Genomic DNA, 19,389 nt, shown 5'->3' on the forward strand with positions numbered 1-19,389 from the left:
GCTTCCGCTGGTCTGCTTCGGCAAGCCGATGGTGGCCTTGTCGTACCGCCTGGCCGCGGCAGCCGGAGTACCGGAGAGTGCTTGGAACGGCTCTTCTCCCTGTGAACAGACCTGTCCTCAACATGCCATCCCACGCCACCCTCCCGCGCGTGCCTGTGGACAACCTGACAACAACCTGCCAATCCCACAATCCCTTCAAAACAAGGCCTTTCCGGCCCGGAAACTGTCGGCGCCCGTCGCTAGAGTCATCAGCATGGACCTCGCAGAGATGCACCCGGCGTACATGATGAGTGGCAGCGACCTGCTGACCACCCTCGACGCCCTGCACACCGAGGCCGCCCTCCGCGACACCTACCGCCTCCACCTCCTCGCCCGCCTCGACGAAATCGGCCACGCCAAAGACCTCGGCGCCCGCGACACCACCGAACTCCTCTCGATGCGCCACCGCCTCAACCCCACCGACGTCCGCCGCGACCTCAAACTCGCCCTCGCCCTCCCCAAGTACGAAACCGTCACCGCCGCACTCCCGGACCCTCAGACCGCAAGCACCCCCGCCGACCCAGACGGCGACCGCGACCCCGACCGCGAGCCCGTCGCCGACGGCGACAACGACGGCGACAGCGACGGCGACGGCGAACTCACCTCGGGCGCCACGGACCTCGACTCTCCCGACACCACCGACTCCGACTCCGCCGACCTCGCGGCCGGGGCGCCGGCGCCGGTCCGGCTGCATCCCGGCCAAGCCCACGCGATCGTCACCGCCCTGGAGAAGGTCCCGGCCACGGTCCCGGTCGAGGACCTCCTGGTCGCCGAGAACCAAATGGTCGAAGCCGCCAGATACCTGTCCCCGGCCGACCTACGCACCCTCGGCAAACGCGTCGTCGACACCCTCGACACCGACGGCACCGAACCCGCCGAAAACGACGCCTACCACCGCGAAGCACTCTGGCTACGCCCCGCCGACCACGGCCTCAAATTCGGCGGCTACCTCGCCAACGAAAACGCCGAACTACTCAAAACCGCGATCCACGCCCTCGCCAAACCCCACAAAACCCTCGACGGCGAACCCGACCCACGCCCCCGCGACAAACGCCAAGCCGACGCCCTCGTCACCATCCTCGACACCGCCACCACCGCCAGCACCGGCCCCGGCGTCCCCCACCTCACCGTCACCATCGACTACACCGACCTGAAAACCGCCACCAGCCAAGCCGCCGGCGAACTGGTGCACGGCGACAACCTGTCCGCGGCCGCCGTCCGACGGCTGGCCTGCGACGCCGCGGTACTCCCCATCGTGCTGGGTTCGAAGTCCCAACCCCTGGATGTGGGCACCGAACAACGCTTCGTCACCGGCGCAATGCGTAAGGCTCTGAACAAACGCGACAAGGGCTGCATCATCTGCCAAGCCCCACCACCCCAATGCCACGCCCACCACATCATCCACTGGGCCGACGGTGGCCCGACAAGCATCGACAACCTCGCCCTGTTCTGCGGCTCCCACCACACCGCCATCCACCACGGCCACTACACCGTCACCATCACCAACGGCGCAGTCCACGTCACCCGCCCCACCTGGGCCGACCCCACCCCCACCCGGCACCCTCGACCTCAACTCCGGCCCGAACAGCTTCAGACAGAGCCGCCCACGCCAAGCCACCTCAGCTCCCCCTCGGGCATCAAGGCCGGCACCCAAACACGTCCCGATGCAACCCGTGAGCCGCTCAACCCAGTAAGAGCCGGCCAACCACCCACCCCAACACCAATCCGCTCCGCCGAACTCCCCTGGCTCACCACCACAACCGCCGACCGCCTGGATCCCTGGGGCGGGCGATCCACCGAACCGGCCCTGGCCGACAGCGGCTAAACCACAAGGGGCACGCCCCTGCCCAGGCCAACCGCGATCCCAACAGTCGGCGGTCCCTGCTCTATGCCCACAGCCACTTCGTTCCCGCCCCGGCCCCAACTCCTTCACCTGTTGGACGAACGGAGCATCTGCGACCCGAGGCGCGCCCTCCATCTGCCCGCGTCGCACTTCCACAGCCCGCAGCGCGCAGTGCGCAGTGCGCAGTGCGCAGGACATGCACCTAGCAGCCAAGAAGTGGACTAATGTCGGAGGAGGGCGATCGGCGAACAGTTCACACGCCATCCCGCATGACATCGGTGACGACATGCTCACCCAGCGCGGGCCGGGTCCGCTCGTTCTTGAGTTTAGGGTTTCGCTGAGTCGCTCAGGAGAAGCCTTGGTCCGTGGTCCGACGCGGCGAGATTGTGGAAGCTCAGGCAGTTCAAGCGCGACTGCACGGGGCTGGTCCCTCGACTGACCGGTCTACAACGATCGGCGACCGGCCCTCCGTATGATCCCGGCCGATTCTGCAAGCCTGCTTTCGTGCCCGACAACCAACCGCGGGGCTGCCTAGAAGCATGCGCAGGGCAAGCGTCACCGGCGCGCCACGGTCGACTGCGGCGTCACCTCGTACCAGCCGCTGAAGTACAGCGCCCAGGGGCTCAGCGCTCGGCTGCCTGGGGCCGCATGCCGGCTTGCGTCAGCTATCTGACTCTTCTGGTCTTGTTGTGGTGTTCTGTGCTGGTGCCTGCCTGAGGTCGAGGCTGCCCTCGCATGTCCGGTGCTCGCCCGCCTGAGGTCGCATGTGAACCCGCCGCAGTTTCTGGCCTTCTGTCTTTTGCTGCTGTCCTCTCTGGCCATTGTCGGCCTTGCGCGCGCCTACGGGAGGCCGCGGATGAGCCTGCGGCAGCACTCTGGGTCCGCTCTCTTTCTGTTCTGTCTTTGGGCGTTGGCCGTACTTGTTCCTCGTCCTGTTCTGGTGGGGGAGGTAAGTCCCCCGCGTGGGTGAGCTGGCCGAGGCAAGGAACGTCCTAGGGTCTGGCGTATGGATGTGGTGTTGGTCGGGCTGGTCAATGTCGGGATCTTCATGGTGTTGTTCGTGCCGTTTTCGCAGCGGTTGTTGGGGGTGCGGTTCGGGCTGGGGCGGTTGGCGGTGGGGGCGGCGTTGACGCTTGCCGTGTTCAGTCCGTTGATGAGCGCGCTGGCGGGGCCGTTGCCGTGGACGGGATCCAACGGCGCGGCGGCTTCGTTTCTGGCGTTGGCGGCGGTGTGCTCGATGCTTGCCGGGCTCATCTTCCTGGTGCTGTCCGAGGCGCTGGTGCCGACGGGGTCGTTGCCCAGGGCCCGTGATCTGCGGCGAGACCTGAGCGGGCGGATCGCGCGGACGCGCAGGTATCTTCAGATCCTCCGGATCGCCGTGCGGCACGGGCTCGGGCCGTACCTACGCGGCCGTCGCCGGCCCGGGCGTGAGAACGCCGCCGGGCAGGCAGACCTAGCTCGCTCGCTGCGGCTGGCACTCGACGAAGCAGGCGTCACCTTCGTCAAGCTCGGGCAAGTCCTGTCCACCCGGAGCGACGTGATCCCGGCATCGGTCGCGCAAGAGCTCAGCCGTCTTCAGGACCAGGTTTCCCCCGCGCCCTGGCCGCAGATCGAGGCCGTACTGACCGAGGAACTCGGCGCACCGCCGAACCAGGTGTACGCCGACTTCGACACCGAACCGCTCGCCGCCGCTTCCGTCGCCCAGGTGTACGCCGCGCGGCTCGACGGAGTACAGGTGGTCGTCAAGGTGCAGCGGCCCGGGATCGCGTCGGTGGTGGAGCGGGATCTCGACATCGTTCAGCGGCTGGCTCGGATGATCGAGCGGAACACCGACTGGGGGCGTTCGATGGGGGTTCGCTCGCTGGCGGAGGGGTTTGCCGAGGCGATGCGCGAGGAGCTTGACTTCACCGTCGAGGCGGGGAACATGGCCAGCGTCGCGGCAGGCCAGGCGGTGACGGACAACCACGACATCGTCGTACCGGAGCTGTATGCGCAGCTCTGCAGCCGCCGGGTGCTGACGATGCAGCGGCTCGACGGTATCGGGCTCGGCACCGCGGCCGCCTCGATCGCGGAGCGCGGCCTGGACGCCGCACGGCTGGCCCGGGTGCTCTTCGAGTGCCTGCTCGGGCAGGTCGCGATCGACGGGGTGTTCCACGCGGACCCGCACCCGGGCAACTTCATGCTGCTGGCCGACGGCCGGATCGGGATGCTGGATCTGGGCTCGGTCGGGCGGCTCGATCCGTCCACCCGGGAGGCGCTGCAGCGGTTTCTGCTCGCGGTGGACCATGGCGATCCGGTGGCCGCGACCGACGCGCTGCTGGAGATCGTCTACCGCCCCGACGTCATCGACGAGCAGAGCCTGGAGCGCGCGGTCGGGCAGTTCATGGCCCGTCACCTCGGTGCCGGAGCGGCTCTCGGCCCGGCGATGTTCAACGACCTGTTCAAGATCATCACCTCGCACGAGTTGGGTGTTCCGCCCGAGGTCGCCGCCGTGTTCCGAGCGCTCGCGACGGTGGAGGGGACGATCGCGCGGATCTTCCCCGGCTTCGACCTGGTCGCCGCGTCGAGGCAGTTCGCCGCCGCCCACGTCACCGACCGCCTCGCCCCCGACGCACTCCGCCGTACTGCGACCGAGGAGCTCGCCACGCTGCTGCCGATGCTGAGGCGGTTGCCTCGCCGGATCGACCGGATCGCCGCGGCCGCCGAGAGTGGACGGCTCGGCCTCAACGTCCGGTTGTTCGCCGACGAACGCGATCGCCGGCACATCACCGGCCTGCTGCACCAGACGCTCCTGGCGATCCTCGGCGCCACGGCGGGCCTGATGGCAGTATTCCTGCTCGGTACTCCGGGCGGCCCGCAGGTCACCGAGTCCATCAGCCTCTACCAACTGTTCGCCTACAACCTGCTGGTGATCTGCGCCGTCCTCGTACTCCGCGTTCTGATCCTCGTCTTCCGGCTACCAGACGGGCCGCACCGCAGCACTGCCGGCGGGAGTTGACTTGAACCGGGCTTGAACTTCGAGGATGGCCGGCATGTCCACCACCGAGGTCTCCTCTCCCCGGCTGTTCAGCGGCCCGCACGTTCCGCTCGTACTCGGCGTCATCTCGCTCGTCACGCTGGGCGCGTTCGAGAACCGGGCGGTCGGTACGGCGCTGCCCACGATGGTTCGCGAGTTCGACGCGCTGGGCGCCTTCGGTCTCGCCAACGCGGCACCGAACGCCAGCTACCTGGTCTCGCTGGCCATCGCCGGGCTGTGGGCCGACCGGCGCGGACCGATCCCGGCGCTGCGGGCGGGCGCGATCACCTTCGCGATCGCGCAACTCCTGGTCGGCACCGCTCAGGCGATGCCGATGGTGGTCGCCGGCCGGCTGCTGAGCGGTTTCGCGGAGGGCCTGCTGGACGTCGCGCTGATGGTTTTGGTGGCCAGGGCGCTCCCCGCCGTACTGCGACCGCGGATGTTCTCGCTGTTCGCGGCGATGTGGATCTTGCCTTCGGTGGTCGGCCCGGTCCTGACCGGTCTGGTGACCGAGCAGTTCGGCTGGCGCTGGGTGTTCCTCGGCGCTTTGGTACTGCTGGTGCCGAGTTGGCTCCTGCTGCAGCCGGCGATGCGGCAGTCGGCACGGACGCCGGCGCCGGAGCGTAGTACGGAGGATGCGGCTGAGTTGGTCGCGTGGCGGGCGGCGCTCCCGTGGGCCTTCGGGGCTTCGGCGGCACTCTTCTCGATGACGTTGGCCGGGGATCACCTCGAGACATATCCGCTGATCGGCGGGCTGGCGATCGGGGTGAGTCTGGTGGTGCTCGGCGCGGCTGCGGTACGGGTGATGCCGCGCGGTACGTTCACGGCCCGGCGCGGCTTCCCCGCGGTCGTCGCCGTGCGCGGACTCGGCGGCGCGGCCTTCGCGGGGTCAGGTGCCTACCTTCCCTTGTTGCTCACGCTGCAACACGACTTCGGCCCGTCGAAGGCAGGCGTCACGCTGTCGATCACCGGAGTGAGCTGGGCGTTCGGGTCCTGGCTGCAGGGCCGCGACCACGGCCTCCCCCGCCCGACCGTACTGCGTACCGGGCTGGCGTTGATGACCATCGGCCTCACCGTCACCTCGTTGCTCGCCTGGACGGACTGGAGCCCGTGGGCCGGATTCGTCGGCTGGACCATCGCCGGGATCGGGATGGGTCTCAGCTCGTCGAGCCTATCCGTGCTCACTCTCGATCTGTCCGACGCGAAGAACTCCGGCCGCAACAGCAGCGCCGGCCAGATGGCGGGAACGATGAGCATCGCAACCGCCCTCGCCGTCAGTGGCACCCTGCTCGCCCTGAACGCGGACGATCCCGGTCGCTGGGTGTTCGGCGCGATCATCACCACCAGCGCCGGGCTGGCGCTGGCCGGCCTACTCACCGCCGGTCGGGTGCGCGGCCCTGCGACGACCATCTAACCGAAGTAGTCGGGACGGCGTGACCGCGGAGGACATCGCGGCACCTGATGTCGGACAAGTCGCGCGGGTTGTTCCACAAGGTGATCATGCAGAGCGGGTTCACGCTGGTGGACATGCCTGCCGGCATGACGTATCCGGGCATCCCCGCGCTGCCGTGGTACGGCTGGACCACCACCAAGGACACCCAGACGCAGGGGCAGGTGGTCGCGAACCAGTTCGGCTGCAAGGATCCGGCGACGGCGCTCGGGTGCCTGCGGAAGGTGCCGGTGCCGAAGCTGCTCGCCGGACCGCAGGTGATGAACATCTTCCAGCCGTATGCCCTGGGCAACGACGAACTACCGGCCGATCCGAGGAAGGCGCTCGCGGATGGCGACTTCACCGAAGTACCGGTGTTGTCCGGGACGACGCGGGACGAGCACACGACGTTCGTGGCGTTCTCCCGGGAGCTGGCGGGTTCCTGTCGGACTCGAGGATCAGCTACTGGACGAACTTCGCCCACCACGGCAACCCGAACAGCGACGGGCTGCCGGAGTGGAAGCAGTTCAGTACTCCCGACACGGTCCAGTCCCTGGCGCCGGACACAATCGCGCCCGTGGACTACGAGCGGGAACACCGGCTGGCTTTCTGGCGATCGCTCAGTTAGCCGAAGCGAACGCGGGGTACCGGCGGCCCATGCCTACAGCGATAGTCACCGGATCGGACAGTGGAATCGGCAAGGCGACCGCGGTCGCGCTGGCCCAGGACGGTTTCGACGTCGGCATCACCTGGCACAGCGACCAGGACGGCGCGGCGGAGACCGCGAAGGAGGTCGAGTCGCACGGACGGCGGGCGGAGGTCCGGCAACTGGACCTCACCGACCTGCCGGCCGCGGCCGACGTCATCGACAACCTCGCGGAGACGCTGGGCGGCGTCGATGTCCTGGTCGCCAACAGTGGGACGGGCACCAGTGAGCTGGCCGTGGACCTCGACTTCGAGGACTGGCGAAAGGTCATCTCGGTCGACCTCGACGGAGCGTTCCTGTGCTTGCAGCGAGCCGCGCGCCGGATGATCCAGCAGGGCCGGGGTGGTCGGCTGATCGCGGTGACCAGCGTGCACGAGCACCAGCCGCGGGTCGGCTCGGCGCCGTACGACGCGGCCAAGGGCGGGCTCGGGTTGCTGATCAAGACGCTGGCTCTGGAGCTCGGTGAGTATGGGATCACCGCCAACGCGGTGGCGCCCGGCGAGATCGCCACGCCGATGACCGGCCAGGAGGACGAGGATCCGCGCGGCAAGAACCGTCCCGGGGTTCCGCTCGGACGGCCCGGCGACGCGCGCGAGATCGCCGCCGTGATCGCCTTCCTGGCTTCGCCGGGAGCGGCCTACGTGACCGGCGCGAGCATCGCCGCGGACGGCGGGATGCTCAACATGGGACCGATGGCAGGCAGCCACCTGACCTCCGACGACTGGCGCCGCCCCTGACCTCCGCCGCCGCCCGGCAGCGCGAACCGCCGCGGCCCGTACCGCGAACCACAGCGGCCGGTACCGCGAACCGCAGCGGCCCGTACCGCGAACCGCAGCAGGCCGTACCGCGAACCGCAGCAGGCCGGTAGCGGATCGTTGCCTGACGGCTGCTCGGTCGGCGCGGGGTGACCACTAGAGTGTGGCCATGGCTGAGCTGCTGACCGATGACCAGATCGACACCGCGTTGCGCGACCACCTGCCGGCCTGGAAGGTCGTGGACAACGCGCTGGTCCGCAGCGTGGAGAAGCCGACCTTCATGGACGGCATCCGCCTCGTCGCCACCGTCGCCCAACTGGCCGAGTCGATGAACCACCACCCCGACATCGACATCCGCTACCGGACCATCACCTTTCACGTCAGCAGCCACGACGCCGGCGGCATCACCGACGACGACCTGGTGCTGGCCCGCCACATCGACACCGCCGCCGGCTGACTCACTCGCACTGACTCACTCGCGTTGACTCACTGGCGGAGGCCCAGCAGGGTCCCTTCGGGGTCATGCACGTAGGTGACGCGTCCGACACCAGGGATCTCCTGTACTTCGCCCGCCGTGGTGCCGCCGGCTGCTACGACAGCGCTCAGCGTGGCGTCCAGGTCGTCGACCTGGAGCCAGGCGATCGCCGGTTGCTCCTGGTAGTCCCGGCTCATGATCGCGCCGTCGATCCCGTCGCCGGTGCCTGTCTCCGCGACCAGGTAGCCGCCGATGAACGGCGAAGGCTCGGCCTTCCAGCCGAACGCCTCGGCGTAGAACACGGCGGCCTTCTCCGGATCCGCCGCGGTGAGTTCGACATGGATGATGCGTCCCACGGTTCCTCCTCTGGTTGGGACCGACAGCATCACCTGAGCGACTGACCGCCGTCTTGGACGGATCTTCCGTGCATCAATTCGGCGATGCCCTTCTGCACCGCCCGGAACGAGGTGGCGCTCACTCCCGTGTACCGCTTGAAGTCCCGCGCCGCGTGGGCTTGGTCGTAGTAGCCGTGCAGCGCCGCAAGGGTGGCCTGGGCGTCGGCGGGTCCACCGAGCAGGCCGCCGACGAAATGGAAGTAGCGGATGATCTCGCCGTACTGCTTCGGGCCGAGCCCGATCGCCCCGGCGAACACGCGGTACAACGTGCTGTACGAAACGCCGACGGCGCTAGCCACCTCGGCGACCGGTAGCGATCCACGGGCCTCCTCGATCACCCGGACGGCACGATCCACCAGGTCGACCTGCCGGACCACCTGCAGTCGCCGGCCGACGAACTCCGCGAGCCTGTCCGCCCGCGGCTGCCCGAACTTGAGCCCGGCGAGCTCGCGCGCCAGGCGTTCCGTAGTACGGGGGTCTGTCCAGGCGGCGAGGGGCAGGACGCCGTCGACCAGGCGGTCCGGCAGGCCGAGGGCGGCGATTCCCCACGGTTTGAGCTCGGCGCCGACGTAGCTCGACATGCCTGTCTGGGTGAGCACGTGCGGGCGCGTCATGATGCCGAACAGCGCGGCGTCGTTGGTCCAGCGATCGCCCGTCAGCGGATCCTGTCGGGTCCCCGGCTCGGCCAGCGCCACGGCGAGACCCGGCCGGCCGTTGGGGATCAGGATCTCCCGCTTGACCTCCGCCGGCGACCCCGGTGCTTCAACCATCCAGTAGTGCTCGACCGCATCGCGCTGGGCGACCGGCGGCGGAAAGCGCTGGTAGGCGACCACAGGAGCCACAATATGGCCGGTATACGTCATGGCGGGGGTCGGCCACGGTGAGTGGTGGTGGCGCGCCGGACCGGCCATCTACACAGGGGACATGACCTCACCTCGTCTCCGCATCGGCATCGCCCTACTCGCCTCCGCCCTGACCGCCACGCTCGCTTCACCAGCCGGCGCGGCCGGGCCCGGCTGGTTCTGGAACCCGCCGCAGTGCGACACCGTGTACGGCGACGGATCGGTCACCATCACCAAGTCCGACGGTGCGGAGCTCGCGCCCACCAAGGGCGAGCTGCAACCCGTCACCTACGCGAAGGTGGCCGCGCTCGACGAACCGAACACCCTGATCGCGATCGGCCGCCAGTCCATCCAGCGCTCCAGCGACGCTGGTTGCAGTTGGCAACAGATCGACAAATCGCCGGACGACCTCGCGACGTACGACGTCGTACCGGGCGCGGGCGATTCGGCGTACATCTACAGCGTCAACGACCAGCCGATCCACCGGGTGAGAGGCAACCGGGTCAGCACCGTCGCCGGCCCGGTCGCGGGGAGCGGGTTGTCCGCGTTCGCCGCGGTGCCCGGGATGCTCCGAGTGGTCGCGGGCGACGGGCAGATCTACGACTCCCCCGACGACGGCTCGACCTGGCGACGGACCGGCGTACCGGCGGCCCGGGACCTCTTCGTCTACCAGGCGGTGATCGACCCCCGCGACCCCGGCCACATCGTCGTCGGAGTGATGTCGGACGGCGTCTACACCACCTTCGACAGCGGCCGGACCTGGCACCACTCGGAGCCGGTCACCCGGGTGAACGCGTTCAGCCTCGCGATCTCCCCGGCTGATCCGCGGGTCGTCTGGATGGAGGGCTACGACCGCGACGAGGCGGCCCGCTACATCTGGCGGTCCGACGACGGCGGGCTCAAGTTCCGCCCGGTGGTCGACGCCTCCCGCGCGACGCTCTACAACGGCAACAGGATGTGGGCCAGCCCGGTCGATCCGGACCTGCTCTACTTCTCCTACGGCACCTCGTTCGCCAACTACGGCGCGGATCTGTACCGCTTCCGGCTGTCGACGGACGAACTGACCAAGCAGCACAACAACCACGACGGCATCCCGTCGCTCGCCTTCAATCCCGCCGACCCCACGATCCTGTACCTCGGACTGGCCGAGGAGCGCTGACGCCGACCAGGGCCCGTAAGTTTCTTACGGATACGGTGGGGGACGTGACAACTGCTGAGGAATATCGTCTGCTCGGGTTCACCGAGGCGGACCGTGAGGCCGCCGAGGCGTACGAGGCGGACCCGGCCGCGGTGGAGAAGCTCGCGGCGCAACTCCGGCCGTTGCTCGGCGCCTTCGCGGGCGAGGACGAGCTCGACATGCCGGACGATCCGCGCGTCTCGGTCGCGACGTTCCTGAAGCTGCTGCCCGAGATCCGGCGCTACCACCAGCAGCGCGGAGTCAGCGACGAGGTCAGCTGGGCGACTCTCGCGGACCTGGGCCAGCAGTTGGACGTGCACCGCCGGACCCACGGGGAGTACGGCCTGGAGACGCACTGGTGGATGACGATCCACTGGGCCGGGGCGATCTACGCGCTCGGCCGGCTGCAGTTCCTGCTGCACCAGGTGCCGGCGGGCAGCCCGGTGCCGGGGACAGAGCCCGGCGAGTGGGTCATCGGCGTCCACATCCCCGAGACGGGTCCGCTCACCCCCGAGGCCGTGGACGACAGCTTCGCCCAGGCCCGGGAGTTCTTCCCGCGGGTGTTCCCGGAGTACCCGGTGAAGACGGCGACGCTCGGGTCCTGGCTGCTCGATCCGTACCTGCTCGACAACCTCCCGCAGGACTCGAACACGGTCCGCTTCGGCCGCCGCTTCACGCCGTACGGCGTACCGGAGGACAGCCAGGACAGCGCCATCTTCTTCACCTTCCGCACCCACGGGCTCGACCGCCTCGACGAGTTGCCCCAGGACACCAGGCTGCAACGCCTGGTGGTCCGCCGGATCAAGGAAGGCGGCACCTGGCAGAACGCCTTCGGCTACCTGCGGCTCTGAAGGTTGCTGCGGCTTTGAAGGCGCGGGCGCAGCGTGGTGAGCGGTCAGCCGGCGGTGACTTTGACGGCCTTGCGGCGCATCATGATCCGGCGTGAGGTCTCGATCACGAGACCGATCACGAACGCCAGGCTCAGGCTGAAGCCGAGCGCCTTCAGCGAGTCGTGCGCGAACGCGTCACCGCCGAGGTACCCGAGCAGCGCCACGTAGGTGTAGGCGACCGTCACGCCGGCGATGGTGAAGACCAGGAACTTGCGGAACGAGTACGCCGTGGCGCCCGCCGTCAGCGTGGCCACCATCCGGGCGCCCGGGATGTAGCGGACGGTCATCAGGATCAGGCCGCCACGCGAATGGAGGGCGTGGGAGACCTTCTCGAACATCGCCTGCCGCGCGTCCCGGCGTTTCATCCAGCGGTGCAGCGCCGGACCCGAGCCGCGGCCGAGGAAGTAGCAGACGGACTCGCCGATCACCGAGCCGACCATCGCGACCACGATCACCAGCAGCAGGTTCTGATGACCCGCCGCGGCGGCCATGCCCGCGGTGACGATCAGGCCCTCGCTCGGCACCACCGGAAAGACCGCGTCGATGGCGGCGACAAGAAAAAGCACCAGCAGCAGCCAGTGCGAAGCCATCGCGATCCCGAGGATGTGCCGGGCCGCCTCCATCAGATCAGTCATCCGTGCCAGCATGCCATCCGCTGTCAAGGCGGACCCATCGGCGACCGCTGCCCAGGCGGGGGCTCAGGCGGGGCTCAGCCAGGAATTCATCCGCAGGGACCCGAGTGTTTCCAGCGGCGCCCGGGCGAACTCTCCGGGGTCGCTGTGCAACGCCCGCTCCCACACCAGTGTCCGGGCGACCTTGCCGATCCAGCAGGCCAGTTCCAGCTCGGCGAGCAGCTCAACCGGATCGCCGAACACCTCCAAGTACGCATCCCGCGGCCGCCGGACCAGCGGATGCTCCGGTCCGACCGCGAGGTGACCGGCCAGCGAAGCGAGAGTGACGAGCATGCTCGAGAACGGGTGGGCGAGCACGCTGTCGCCCCAGTCGTAGAAGCGGACCGGGCCCGGCGGAGCGCCGAGGATGTTGTTCGAGTGCAGGTCGTTGTGGTCCAGGCTGACCCGGTCGGGCAACTCCCGGCACCGAGCCGCGAATTCTTCCCGCCGGCTCTCGACCCACGCGTGGAGTTCGCGAGCCTCCGCGTCACGGCTCGACGCGACGTACCGGCCGGTCGCTTCAAGTGCTTGGTCGAGCCGCTGAGGCATCACCGCGGGCCGCATGTCCACGACCCCGGCCGCCAAGAGGTCCTCCGCATGAGGCATCAAACCGACCTGCAATTCTGCGTACTGCGGCAGCACCGTCACCAGCGCCTCGGACAACCCCTGCTCGCCCACCAACTCACGCAGAGTCGGGCCACCATCCGGCAGCAGGACCCAGCCGCGGGCGGCATCCACCCCGATCGGGTCCAGCACCCAGCTCGGTACAACAGTGGCAAGCAGGCGATAGAGCGGTACTTCGAAGGCGGTTTCCGGCCCAGGTGCTTTGAGCCAGACCGGGCCCCTGGTGGTGTCAGCCCGGAGTACGGTCCCCCACGCCCGGACGCGCGGCTGGGTCAGTTCGCCGGTGCGCTCCACACCCGCGGCCGCCAGTTGCTCGTCCACCCAGGCCCGTGCCTCGGCCAGCCACTCCACAGAAGTCCAGGTCGCTGCGTCCACCCACGGACCATCCCACGAACGGCCTGGGCGAGCGCGCGATTTGCAGCCGGACAGCGAGCTCGGCGAGCCGGAGGTCGGGTTCAGGCAGGGTCGACCTTTCGAAGCTGGTCCAAGAGTTCGGGGCGGGAGTGGATGCCCAGCTTCGTGTAGACCTTGCGGAGGTGGTACTCGACGGTCTTGGGGCTGAGGAACAACCTCGCGGCGACGCTGCGGATGCTCTGGCCGTCCGCGAGCAACAGCGCGATCTGGCGCTCCTGGGGAGTCAGGTCGTCCGCAGTACTGGGCTCTCGGCGTCTAGCTGTCTCCCCTGTCGCCTTGAGCTCGGCAGCAGCCAGGTCAGCCCAGCCTGGAGCTCCGAGCTGGTCGAATGCGGCTACAGCCAGTCGTAGTTGCGCTCTGGCGTCCACGCGTCGCCGAGACCGCCGGAGCCAGCCGCCGTACGCCAGGCGGGTCCGGGCCGTCTCGAAGAGATCCAGCGTGCCGGCATGCAACTCCAACGCCTCCTCGAAGCGCTGCTCGTTTTCCTCCACCATGCCCAGTGCGCGAGCAGCTCTCGCGAGCGCCCACGGCTGCCCCTTCGCACCAGCCCGTACTGCGAACGCCCGCGCCACCCCGACCGCCTCTTCAACCCGCCCCAACCGCAGGTAGACCTCCGCCAACTCCGGTGCGGGCGACAGGTCCGGGTCCAGCACACCCAACTCCTCCAGCACCGCAGCCAACCGCTCGTACTGCGGCAGCGCGTGCTCCGGATTCCCCCGCCCGAGCTCCAAGTCGCCGAGCGCGAACAACGACCAGACCAGGCCCAGGTGGATCTGCCGCTCGGCACAGATCCCGATCGCCTCGGCCGCGGCTCGCCGGCACTCGGCTTCACGGCCTTGGTGGGCCGACAACCACGCCTGCCCGGCCAGGTTGATCGCCAACTCCGTCGTCTGGCCGGTCTCCCGGGACAGCCTGACGCCCTCGTCGTACGACGCCGCCGCGTCCGCCCAGCGGTCGGTGGTCGCGTCGTCGCGGGCCAACTGGAACAGCACGACCGGCAGGACGCCGACAGCGACCTGGTCGCGCCGCTCGCGCATGGCCTCCTCGATCAGTGCTCGGCCCGTGCCCGCCTCCCGCAGGAACATCGGCGCGAGCATCATCCAGATCTGCCGGCGCCGGTCCCGGTCCAGCTCGGCGGAGGGAGCCAGTTCGACCGCCTCGCGGATCTCGTCGGTTCCGCCGTGGCCGGCCAGGATCCTGGCGACTCCGCTCGCGAGCAGGCCGATGATGCGAACCCCTGGCCGCTGAACCTGCGGCAGCAGGCTTCGAAGGCCCTCCGAGGCCTTGAGCGCCGTGGCTGCGTCGCCGAGCCGGAAGCAGGCGTTCACCAGGTCCGCGAGCAGGCCGATTGCGAGTTCCGGATCGGTGGTCGCTGCCGCGGCGGCGACGAGGATGTCGCGAGCCTGGGCGGGCGATCCACACTTCACCGCGATGTCCGCGCGCAACTCGTCGACCCGGGTCCGCTGGGCTGGATCTACTACCTCGGCGAGCAGGGTGTCGGCTCGCTCCGGTAGTCCGGCGAACCAGGCTGCTTGGCCGGCTGCCACCAGCCGCAGAGCGCGGGCCTCCGCAGTACCGGTCAGGCGGGCGGCTCGTTCGAAGGCTGTCGCTGCCACTGCGTGTGCTCCGCGTTCGACCGCGTGGTTGCCTGCCGCCTCCAGTGCGGCGGCTACGTCGTCGTCGGTGCCGAGCACGGCCTCCGACAAGTGCCAGGCCCGCCGGTCGGCGTCTTGCACGGCTGCAGCCACGGCCCGATGCACCGTACGCCGCTCAGCCGGCTCGGCGCTCGCGTAGATCGCTGACCGGACCAGTGGATGCCGGAACTCGACCCGGCCGTCCTTGATCGTCACCAGCGAGGCGTGCTCGCCTTCAGCCAGTACTGCGACGTCCACTTTCAGCTCGGCACATGCTCTTACTACTACGCCCAGCTCGCCGTCTTCCACCGACGCGACGAGGAGGGCCTGCTGAGCAGCCGGGCTGAGTCTCTTCACCCTTGCTGCAAAGGCTTCCGCGAGCAGAGCAGGCACTGGTACAGGTACACCCGGTGGAACTCGTTGCAGCTGCTCTGGATCACTAGCCAGCTCCAGCAGCGCCAATGGATTCCCGGCCACGGTCCGGTGCAGGCGCGCCACCAGATCCACCGGCAACCCACCTACCAGCTGCTGTGCGGCCTCCAGCCCGACGCCACTCAACCGCAACTCCGGCAGGTCCGCCTCCGCCAGCGGATGCCGCTCTCCGGCCCGCGCTGCGATCAACAGCACGATCGGGTCCGCCACCAACCGCCGGGCCGCGAACAGCAACGCCTCTGCCGACGGCAGGTCCAGCAGATGCGCGTCGTCCACGATCACAGCCACCGGTGCCGACTCCGCCAACCGGCACACCAAACTCAACGTCGCAGCCCCCACAGCGAACCGCTCTCCCGCACTCAACGCAGTACCGGAACTGAGGGCCAGGGCGGCGGCCAGGGCCTCCCGCTGGGGAGCCGGGATACGCGAGAGCTCGCCAAGAGCCGGCCGGAGGAGCTGATGAAGAGCACCGAACGGAAGCTCCCGCTCGGGCACGGTACCGCGCGCCCGCAGGACATGCAGACCCGTGGCGAGCGTCGTCGCCTCGTCGACAAGGGCCGTCTTCCCGATGCCGGGTTCGCCGGTGATCAGGAGTACCCCGCTGGTTCCTACCCGGGCCCCCGCGACCAGTCGTTCGATCGCCCGCCGTTCGGTCTCCCGCCCGATCAGCATGTCTGGCAGTACACCACCTGAGGACTAGGTGGGTCACCTGATGCGACCACGACCGGCCGGCTCCTAGCGTCACCGAGCAGAAGAGCAACACCAACGGAGGGGATCCGAAATGACGACTGTGGAGATCGACGGCGACAAGCTGATGGGGCTCGTGTACCAGGCCGTGGGGGAGGTCGGCGCCACCCTGAACGCGGCGCTGGTCGTGATGGGAGACCGGCTCGGCTACTACCGCACGCTCGCCGACAGCGGCCCGAGCACGCCCGCCGAGTTGGCGGAGCGGACGAACACCAGCGAGCACTACGCCCGCGAATGGCTGAACGCCCAGGCCGCCGGCGGCTTCGTCGAGTACGACCCGGGCACCGGCACCTACCTGCTGCCGCCCGAGCAGACCGTCGCGCTCACGGACGAGAACAGCCCGGCCTTCCTGCCCGGCTTCTTCCAGATCGCGCTCGGCACCGTGCAGGACACCAACCGCCTGATCGAGGCGGCCCGCAGCGGCGCCGGGATCGGCTGGCACGAGCACGACTCCGACGTCCACATCGGCTGCGAGCGGTTCTTCCGGCCCAGCTACAACGCGAACCTGCTGCCGAGTTGGCTGCCATCCCTCGACGGCGTGGTCCAGAAGCTCGAACGCGGCGCCCGGGTCGCCGACATCGGCTGCGGTCACGGCTCCTCGACGATCCTGATGGCCGAGGCCTTCCCGAACTCCACCTTCATCGGCTCGGACTACCACCCGGAGTCCATCGAGACGGCCCGGTCACGGGCGGCCGAGGCCGGTGTCGAGATCGAGTTCCAGGTCTCGGCGGCGACGGAGTACAAGGGGTCGGACTTCGATCTGGTGACCACGTTCGACGCGCTGCACGACATGGGCGACCCGGTCGGCGCCGCCAAGCGGGTCCGCGAGTCGCTGGCGCCGGACGGCACCTGGATGGTCGTCGAGCCGATGGCCGGCGACAAGGTCGAGGACAACCTCAACCCGGTCGGCCGCGCGTACTACGGCTTCTCCACCCTGCTCTGTACGCCGGGCTCCCTGTCCCAGGACGTCGGCCTGGCTCTCGGGACCCAGGCCGGGCCGGCCCGGATCCGCGACGTCACCACAGCGGCCGGCTTCACCCGGTTCCGGGTCGCGGCCGAGACCCCGTTCAACCTGGTCTTCGAAGTCCGGCCCTGAGACAGTCGGATCAAGGGGGGATTCGAGGGGATCTGGAATGACCGACGAGCGACCCGCGCGCCCGGCCGACCTGGTCGGGACGGTCGAGCGCGACGGAGTGACGATCTGCTACAGCGTGTACGACGGCCCTGCCGCCGCGCCGACCGTGGTCCTGATGCCGACCTGGTCGATCGTGTCGTCACGGTGCTGGAAAGCCCAGGTCCCCTACCTCGCCCGGCACTTCCGGGTGGTCACCTTCGACGGCCGGGGCTCGGGGGCCTCGACCAAACCGATCGGACCAGCCGCGTACGCCGACGCCGAGTTCATCGCGGACACGTTCGCAGTACTGGAGGCCACCGGTACGACGTCCTGTGTGCTGGTGTCCTTCTCCTGCGGGGCACCGTGGGCTCTGCAGATCGCCCTGGACCGGCCGGACCTGGTCCTCGGGGTGACCTGTATCGGCCCGGCGACCGGACTCATCCCGGCTCGGGAGGAGCGGACCCGGTGGGCCTGGAACGAGCGGCACGACACCACCGAGGACTGGGCCAAGTACAACCGGCACCACTGGCTCGAAGGCGGCTACGAGGACTTCCTGCAGTACTTCTTCACCAAAATGCTGCCGGAACCCCACTCGACCAAGCAGATCGAGGACTGTGTCGAGTGGGGCCGCCAGATCGGGCCGGAACGACTTGTCGACACCGAGGCCGCCCGGCAGGCCTGTCGTACCCCTGAGCTCGGCCAGAAGCTGCCGGGGTTGCAGTGTCCGGTCCTGGTCATCCACGGCTCCGACGACTTCGTCCGCCCGCATGCGGAAGGGGTCCAGTTGGCGGAGTTGACCGGCGGTTCACTCGTCACCATCGAAGGCGGCGGCCATGCGCCGCACGCCCGTGACCCGGTGAAGGTGAACCACCTGATCAAGGACTTCGTGGACGGCGTCGCGCCACGACCAGTACGGCGTACCTGGGTGCGCGGGGCGAACCGGCCGAAGCGGGCGCTCTACCTGTCGTCGCCGATCGGGCTCGGCCATGCCAAGCGGGATGTCGCGATCGCCCGGGAACTGCGGGTGCACCACCCGGACCTGGAGATCGACTGGCTCGCGCAGCACCCGGTCACGCGCGTACTCGAGGACGCGGGCGAGACCGTGCATCCCGCGTCCGCCTGGTTGTTCAACGAGTCGGCGCACATCGAGTTCGAGTCCGGCGAGCACGACCTGCACGCGTTCCAGGCGATCCGGCGGATGGACGAGCACCTGGTCGCCAACTTCCTCACCTTCGCCGACGTGGTCGACGAGCGGCCGTACGACCTGGTGATCGGTGACGAGGCCTGGGAGGTGGACTACTTCCTGCACGAGAACCCGGAACTGAAGAGGTACGCGTTCGCCTGGCTGACGGACTTCGTCGGGTGGTTGCCGATGCCGGACGGCGGCTCCCACGAAGCGATGCTGACCGCGGACTACAACGCGGAGATGGTCGAGCAACGGGCCCGGTTCGGCCGGCTGCGGGACCGGTCGATCTTCGTCGGCGACCCGGAGGACATCGTCGACGCGACCTTCGGTCCGGGGCTGCCGTCGATCCGCGACTGGACCGTCGAGAACTACGACTTCGCCGGGTATGTGACCGGCTTCGATCCCGCCGAGACCGCTGACCGGGACGCCCTACGCGACCGGCTCGGCTACCCGCGCGACGCGCTGCTGTGTGTCGTCACGGTCGGTGGTTCCGGCGTCGGTTCTCCTTTGCTGCGCAGGGTTCTCGACGCGATCCCGTTGGCCCGGCGCGATCTGCCCGAGCTCCGGTTCGCCGTTGTGTGCGGTCCCCGGATCGACCCGGCATCGCTCCCGGCCCGCGAAGGCACGACGATCCACGGCTACTTGTCGGACCTGCACCAGCACCTCGCCGCCGCCGACCTGGCGATCACCCAGGGCGGCCTGACCACCTGCATGGAGCTCACCGCCCAACGCGTCCCGTTCATCTACGTCCCGCTGGAACACCACTTCGAGCAGAACTTCCACGTCCGCGCCCGCCTCGACCGCTACAACGCGGGCCGCCACCTCAGCTACGCCGAGGCCTGCGACCCGCAGACGCTCGCCGACGCGATCACGAAGGAACTCGGCCAGCCCATCGACTACCGCACTGTCTCCTCCACCGGCGCCGGCCGCGCCGCCGCCTTGCTGGCAGATCTCCTCTGACTCCCCGTTGGTGCACTCTGGAGCGATCAGAGGACCTTTG

14 protein-coding genes and 1 pseudogene are annotated in these 19,389 nt (G+C 69.0%); 10 read left to right on the forward strand and 5 right to left on the reverse strand.

Going from position 1 to position 19,389, the window contains the following annotated elements:
* Positions 1 to 253 precede the first annotated feature (253 nt).
* From ABD255_RS20635 to ABD255_RS20660, 6 genes and pseudogenes are all read left to right on the forward strand, one after another.
* Positions 254 to 1,864, forward strand: a complete 1,611-nt coding sequence (locus tag ABD255_RS20635; protein ID WP_344216332.1) for an HNH endonuclease signature motif containing protein — start codon at positions 254 to 256, stop codon at positions 1,862 to 1,864.
* 1,024 nt (positions 1,865 to 2,888) lie between these two features.
* Positions 2,889 to 4,880: an ABC1 kinase family protein gene (locus ABD255_RS20640; RefSeq protein WP_344216334.1), complete on the forward strand. Its 1,992-nt coding sequence runs from the start codon at positions 2,889 to 2,891 to the stop codon at positions 4,878 to 4,880.
* 34 nt (positions 4,881 to 4,914) lie between these two features.
* Entirely contained in the window at positions 4,915 to 6,312 is a 1,398-nt protein-coding gene (locus tag ABD255_RS20645) for an MFS transporter (protein WP_344216336.1), read from the forward strand.
* Positions 6,313 to 6,398: 86 nt separating this feature from the next.
* Positions 6,399 to 6,698 (forward strand): annotated as a pseudogene (locus tag ABD255_RS43805) (hypothetical protein); the annotation flags it as partial.
* Between the two features lie 286 nt (positions 6,699 to 6,984).
* Positions 6,985 to 7,770, forward strand: coding sequence for an SDR family oxidoreductase (locus ABD255_RS20655; protein WP_344216339.1), 786 nt, complete (start codon positions 6,985 to 6,987; stop codon positions 7,768 to 7,770).
* A 187-nt stretch (positions 7,771 to 7,957) separates the two neighbouring features.
* Positions 7,958 to 8,245, forward strand: coding sequence for a 4a-hydroxytetrahydrobiopterin dehydratase (locus tag ABD255_RS20660; protein ID WP_344216341.1), 288 nt, complete (start codon positions 7,958 to 7,960; stop codon positions 8,243 to 8,245).
* Between the two features lie 29 nt (positions 8,246 to 8,274).
* Here the strand turns inward: ABD255_RS20660 and ABD255_RS20665 are convergent, their stop codons facing one another.
* Positions 8,275 to 8,619, reverse strand: a complete 345-nt coding sequence (locus ABD255_RS20665; RefSeq protein ID WP_344216343.1) for a VOC family protein — start codon at positions 8,617 to 8,619, stop codon at positions 8,275 to 8,277.
* 29 nt (positions 8,620 to 8,648) lie between these two features.
* On the reverse strand, positions 8,649 to 9,491 hold the full coding sequence (locus tag ABD255_RS20670; RefSeq protein WP_344216345.1) for a helix-turn-helix domain-containing protein: 843 nt from the start codon (positions 9,489 to 9,491) through the stop codon (positions 8,649 to 8,651).
* A 91-nt stretch (positions 9,492 to 9,582) separates the two neighbouring features.
* Here ABD255_RS20670 and ABD255_RS20675 point away from each other — a divergent pair, with 91 nt between their 5' ends.
* The gene (locus ABD255_RS20675) at positions 9,583 to 10,659 is read left to right on the forward strand and encodes a sialidase family protein (protein WP_344216347.1); all 1,077 of its coding nucleotides are present in this window, start codon (positions 9,583 to 9,585) and stop codon (positions 10,657 to 10,659) included.
* Positions 10,660 to 10,703: 44 nt separating this feature from the next.
* Complete coding sequence (locus ABD255_RS20680; protein ID WP_344216349.1) at positions 10,704 to 11,528, forward strand: acyltransferase domain-containing protein; 825 nt, start codon at positions 10,704 to 10,706, stop codon at positions 11,526 to 11,528.
* 44 nt (positions 11,529 to 11,572) lie between these two features.
* Here ABD255_RS20680 and ABD255_RS20685 read toward each other — a convergent pair whose 3' ends face one another.
* From ABD255_RS20685 to ABD255_RS20695, 3 genes are all read right to left on the reverse strand, one after another.
* Positions 11,573 to 12,202: a DedA family protein gene (locus tag ABD255_RS20685; RefSeq protein ID WP_344216351.1), complete on the reverse strand. Its 630-nt coding sequence runs from the start codon at positions 12,200 to 12,202 to the stop codon at positions 11,573 to 11,575.
* Between the two features lie 63 nt (positions 12,203 to 12,265).
* Entirely contained in the window at positions 12,266 to 13,237 is a 972-nt protein-coding gene (locus ABD255_RS20690) for a phosphotransferase (RefSeq protein WP_344216353.1), read from the reverse strand.
* An 80-nt stretch (positions 13,238 to 13,317) separates the two neighbouring features.
* Positions 13,318 to 16,014, reverse strand: a complete 2,697-nt coding sequence (locus tag ABD255_RS20695; protein ID WP_344216355.1) for an AAA family ATPase — start codon at positions 16,012 to 16,014, stop codon at positions 13,318 to 13,320.
* Positions 16,015 to 16,123: 109 nt separating this feature from the next.
* Here ABD255_RS20695 and ABD255_RS20700 point away from each other — a divergent pair, with 109 nt between their 5' ends.
* Together ABD255_RS20700 and ABD255_RS20705 are read left to right on the forward strand one after the other, a co-directional pair.
* Positions 16,124 to 17,185: a class I SAM-dependent methyltransferase gene (locus tag ABD255_RS20700; protein WP_344216357.1), complete on the forward strand. Its 1,062-nt coding sequence runs from the start codon at positions 16,124 to 16,126 to the stop codon at positions 17,183 to 17,185.
* A gap of 37 nt (positions 17,186 to 17,222) precedes the next feature.
* Positions 17,223 to 19,349, forward strand: a complete 2,127-nt coding sequence (locus tag ABD255_RS20705; protein ID WP_344216359.1) for an alpha/beta fold hydrolase — start codon at positions 17,223 to 17,225, stop codon at positions 19,347 to 19,349.
* The last annotated feature ends 40 nt before the right edge of the window (positions 19,350 to 19,389 follow it).

Origin of the sequence: Kribbella sancticallisti (assembly GCF_039530625.1) — a bacterium.
GTDB classification, from domain to species: domain Bacteria; phylum Actinomycetota; class Actinomycetes; order Propionibacteriales; family Kribbellaceae; genus Kribbella; species Kribbella sancticallisti.

Coding starts and splice junctions, on each gene's coding strand:
- ABD255_RS20705 (WP_344216359.1), top strand. CDS start 17,223: ATGACCGACGAGCGACCCGCGCGCCCGGCCGACCTGGTCGGGACGGTC.
- ABD255_RS20645 (WP_344216336.1), top strand. CDS start 4,915: ATGTCCACCACCGAGGTCTCCTCTCCCCGGCTGTTCAGCGGCCCGCAC.
- ABD255_RS20700 (WP_344216357.1), top strand. CDS start 16,124: ATGACGACTGTGGAGATCGACGGCGACAAGCTGATGGGGCTCGTGTAC.
- ABD255_RS20685 (WP_344216351.1), bottom strand. CDS start 12,202: ATGACTGATCTGATGGAGGCGGCCCGGCACATCCTCGGGATCGCGATG.
- ABD255_RS20660 (WP_344216341.1), top strand. CDS start 7,958: ATGGCTGAGCTGCTGACCGATGACCAGATCGACACCGCGTTGCGCGAC.
- ABD255_RS20675 (WP_344216347.1), top strand. CDS start 9,583: ATGACCTCACCTCGTCTCCGCATCGGCATCGCCCTACTCGCCTCCGCC.
- ABD255_RS20640 (WP_344216334.1), top strand. CDS start 2,889: ATGGATGTGGTGTTGGTCGGGCTGGTCAATGTCGGGATCTTCATGGTG.
- ABD255_RS20695 (WP_344216355.1), bottom strand. CDS start 16,014: ATGCTGATCGGGCGGGAGACCGAACGGCGGGCGATCGAACGACTGGTC.
- ABD255_RS20655 (WP_344216339.1), top strand. CDS start 6,985: ATGCCTACAGCGATAGTCACCGGATCGGACAGTGGAATCGGCAAGGCG.
- ABD255_RS20635 (WP_344216332.1), top strand. CDS start 254: ATGGACCTCGCAGAGATGCACCCGGCGTACATGATGAGTGGCAGCGAC.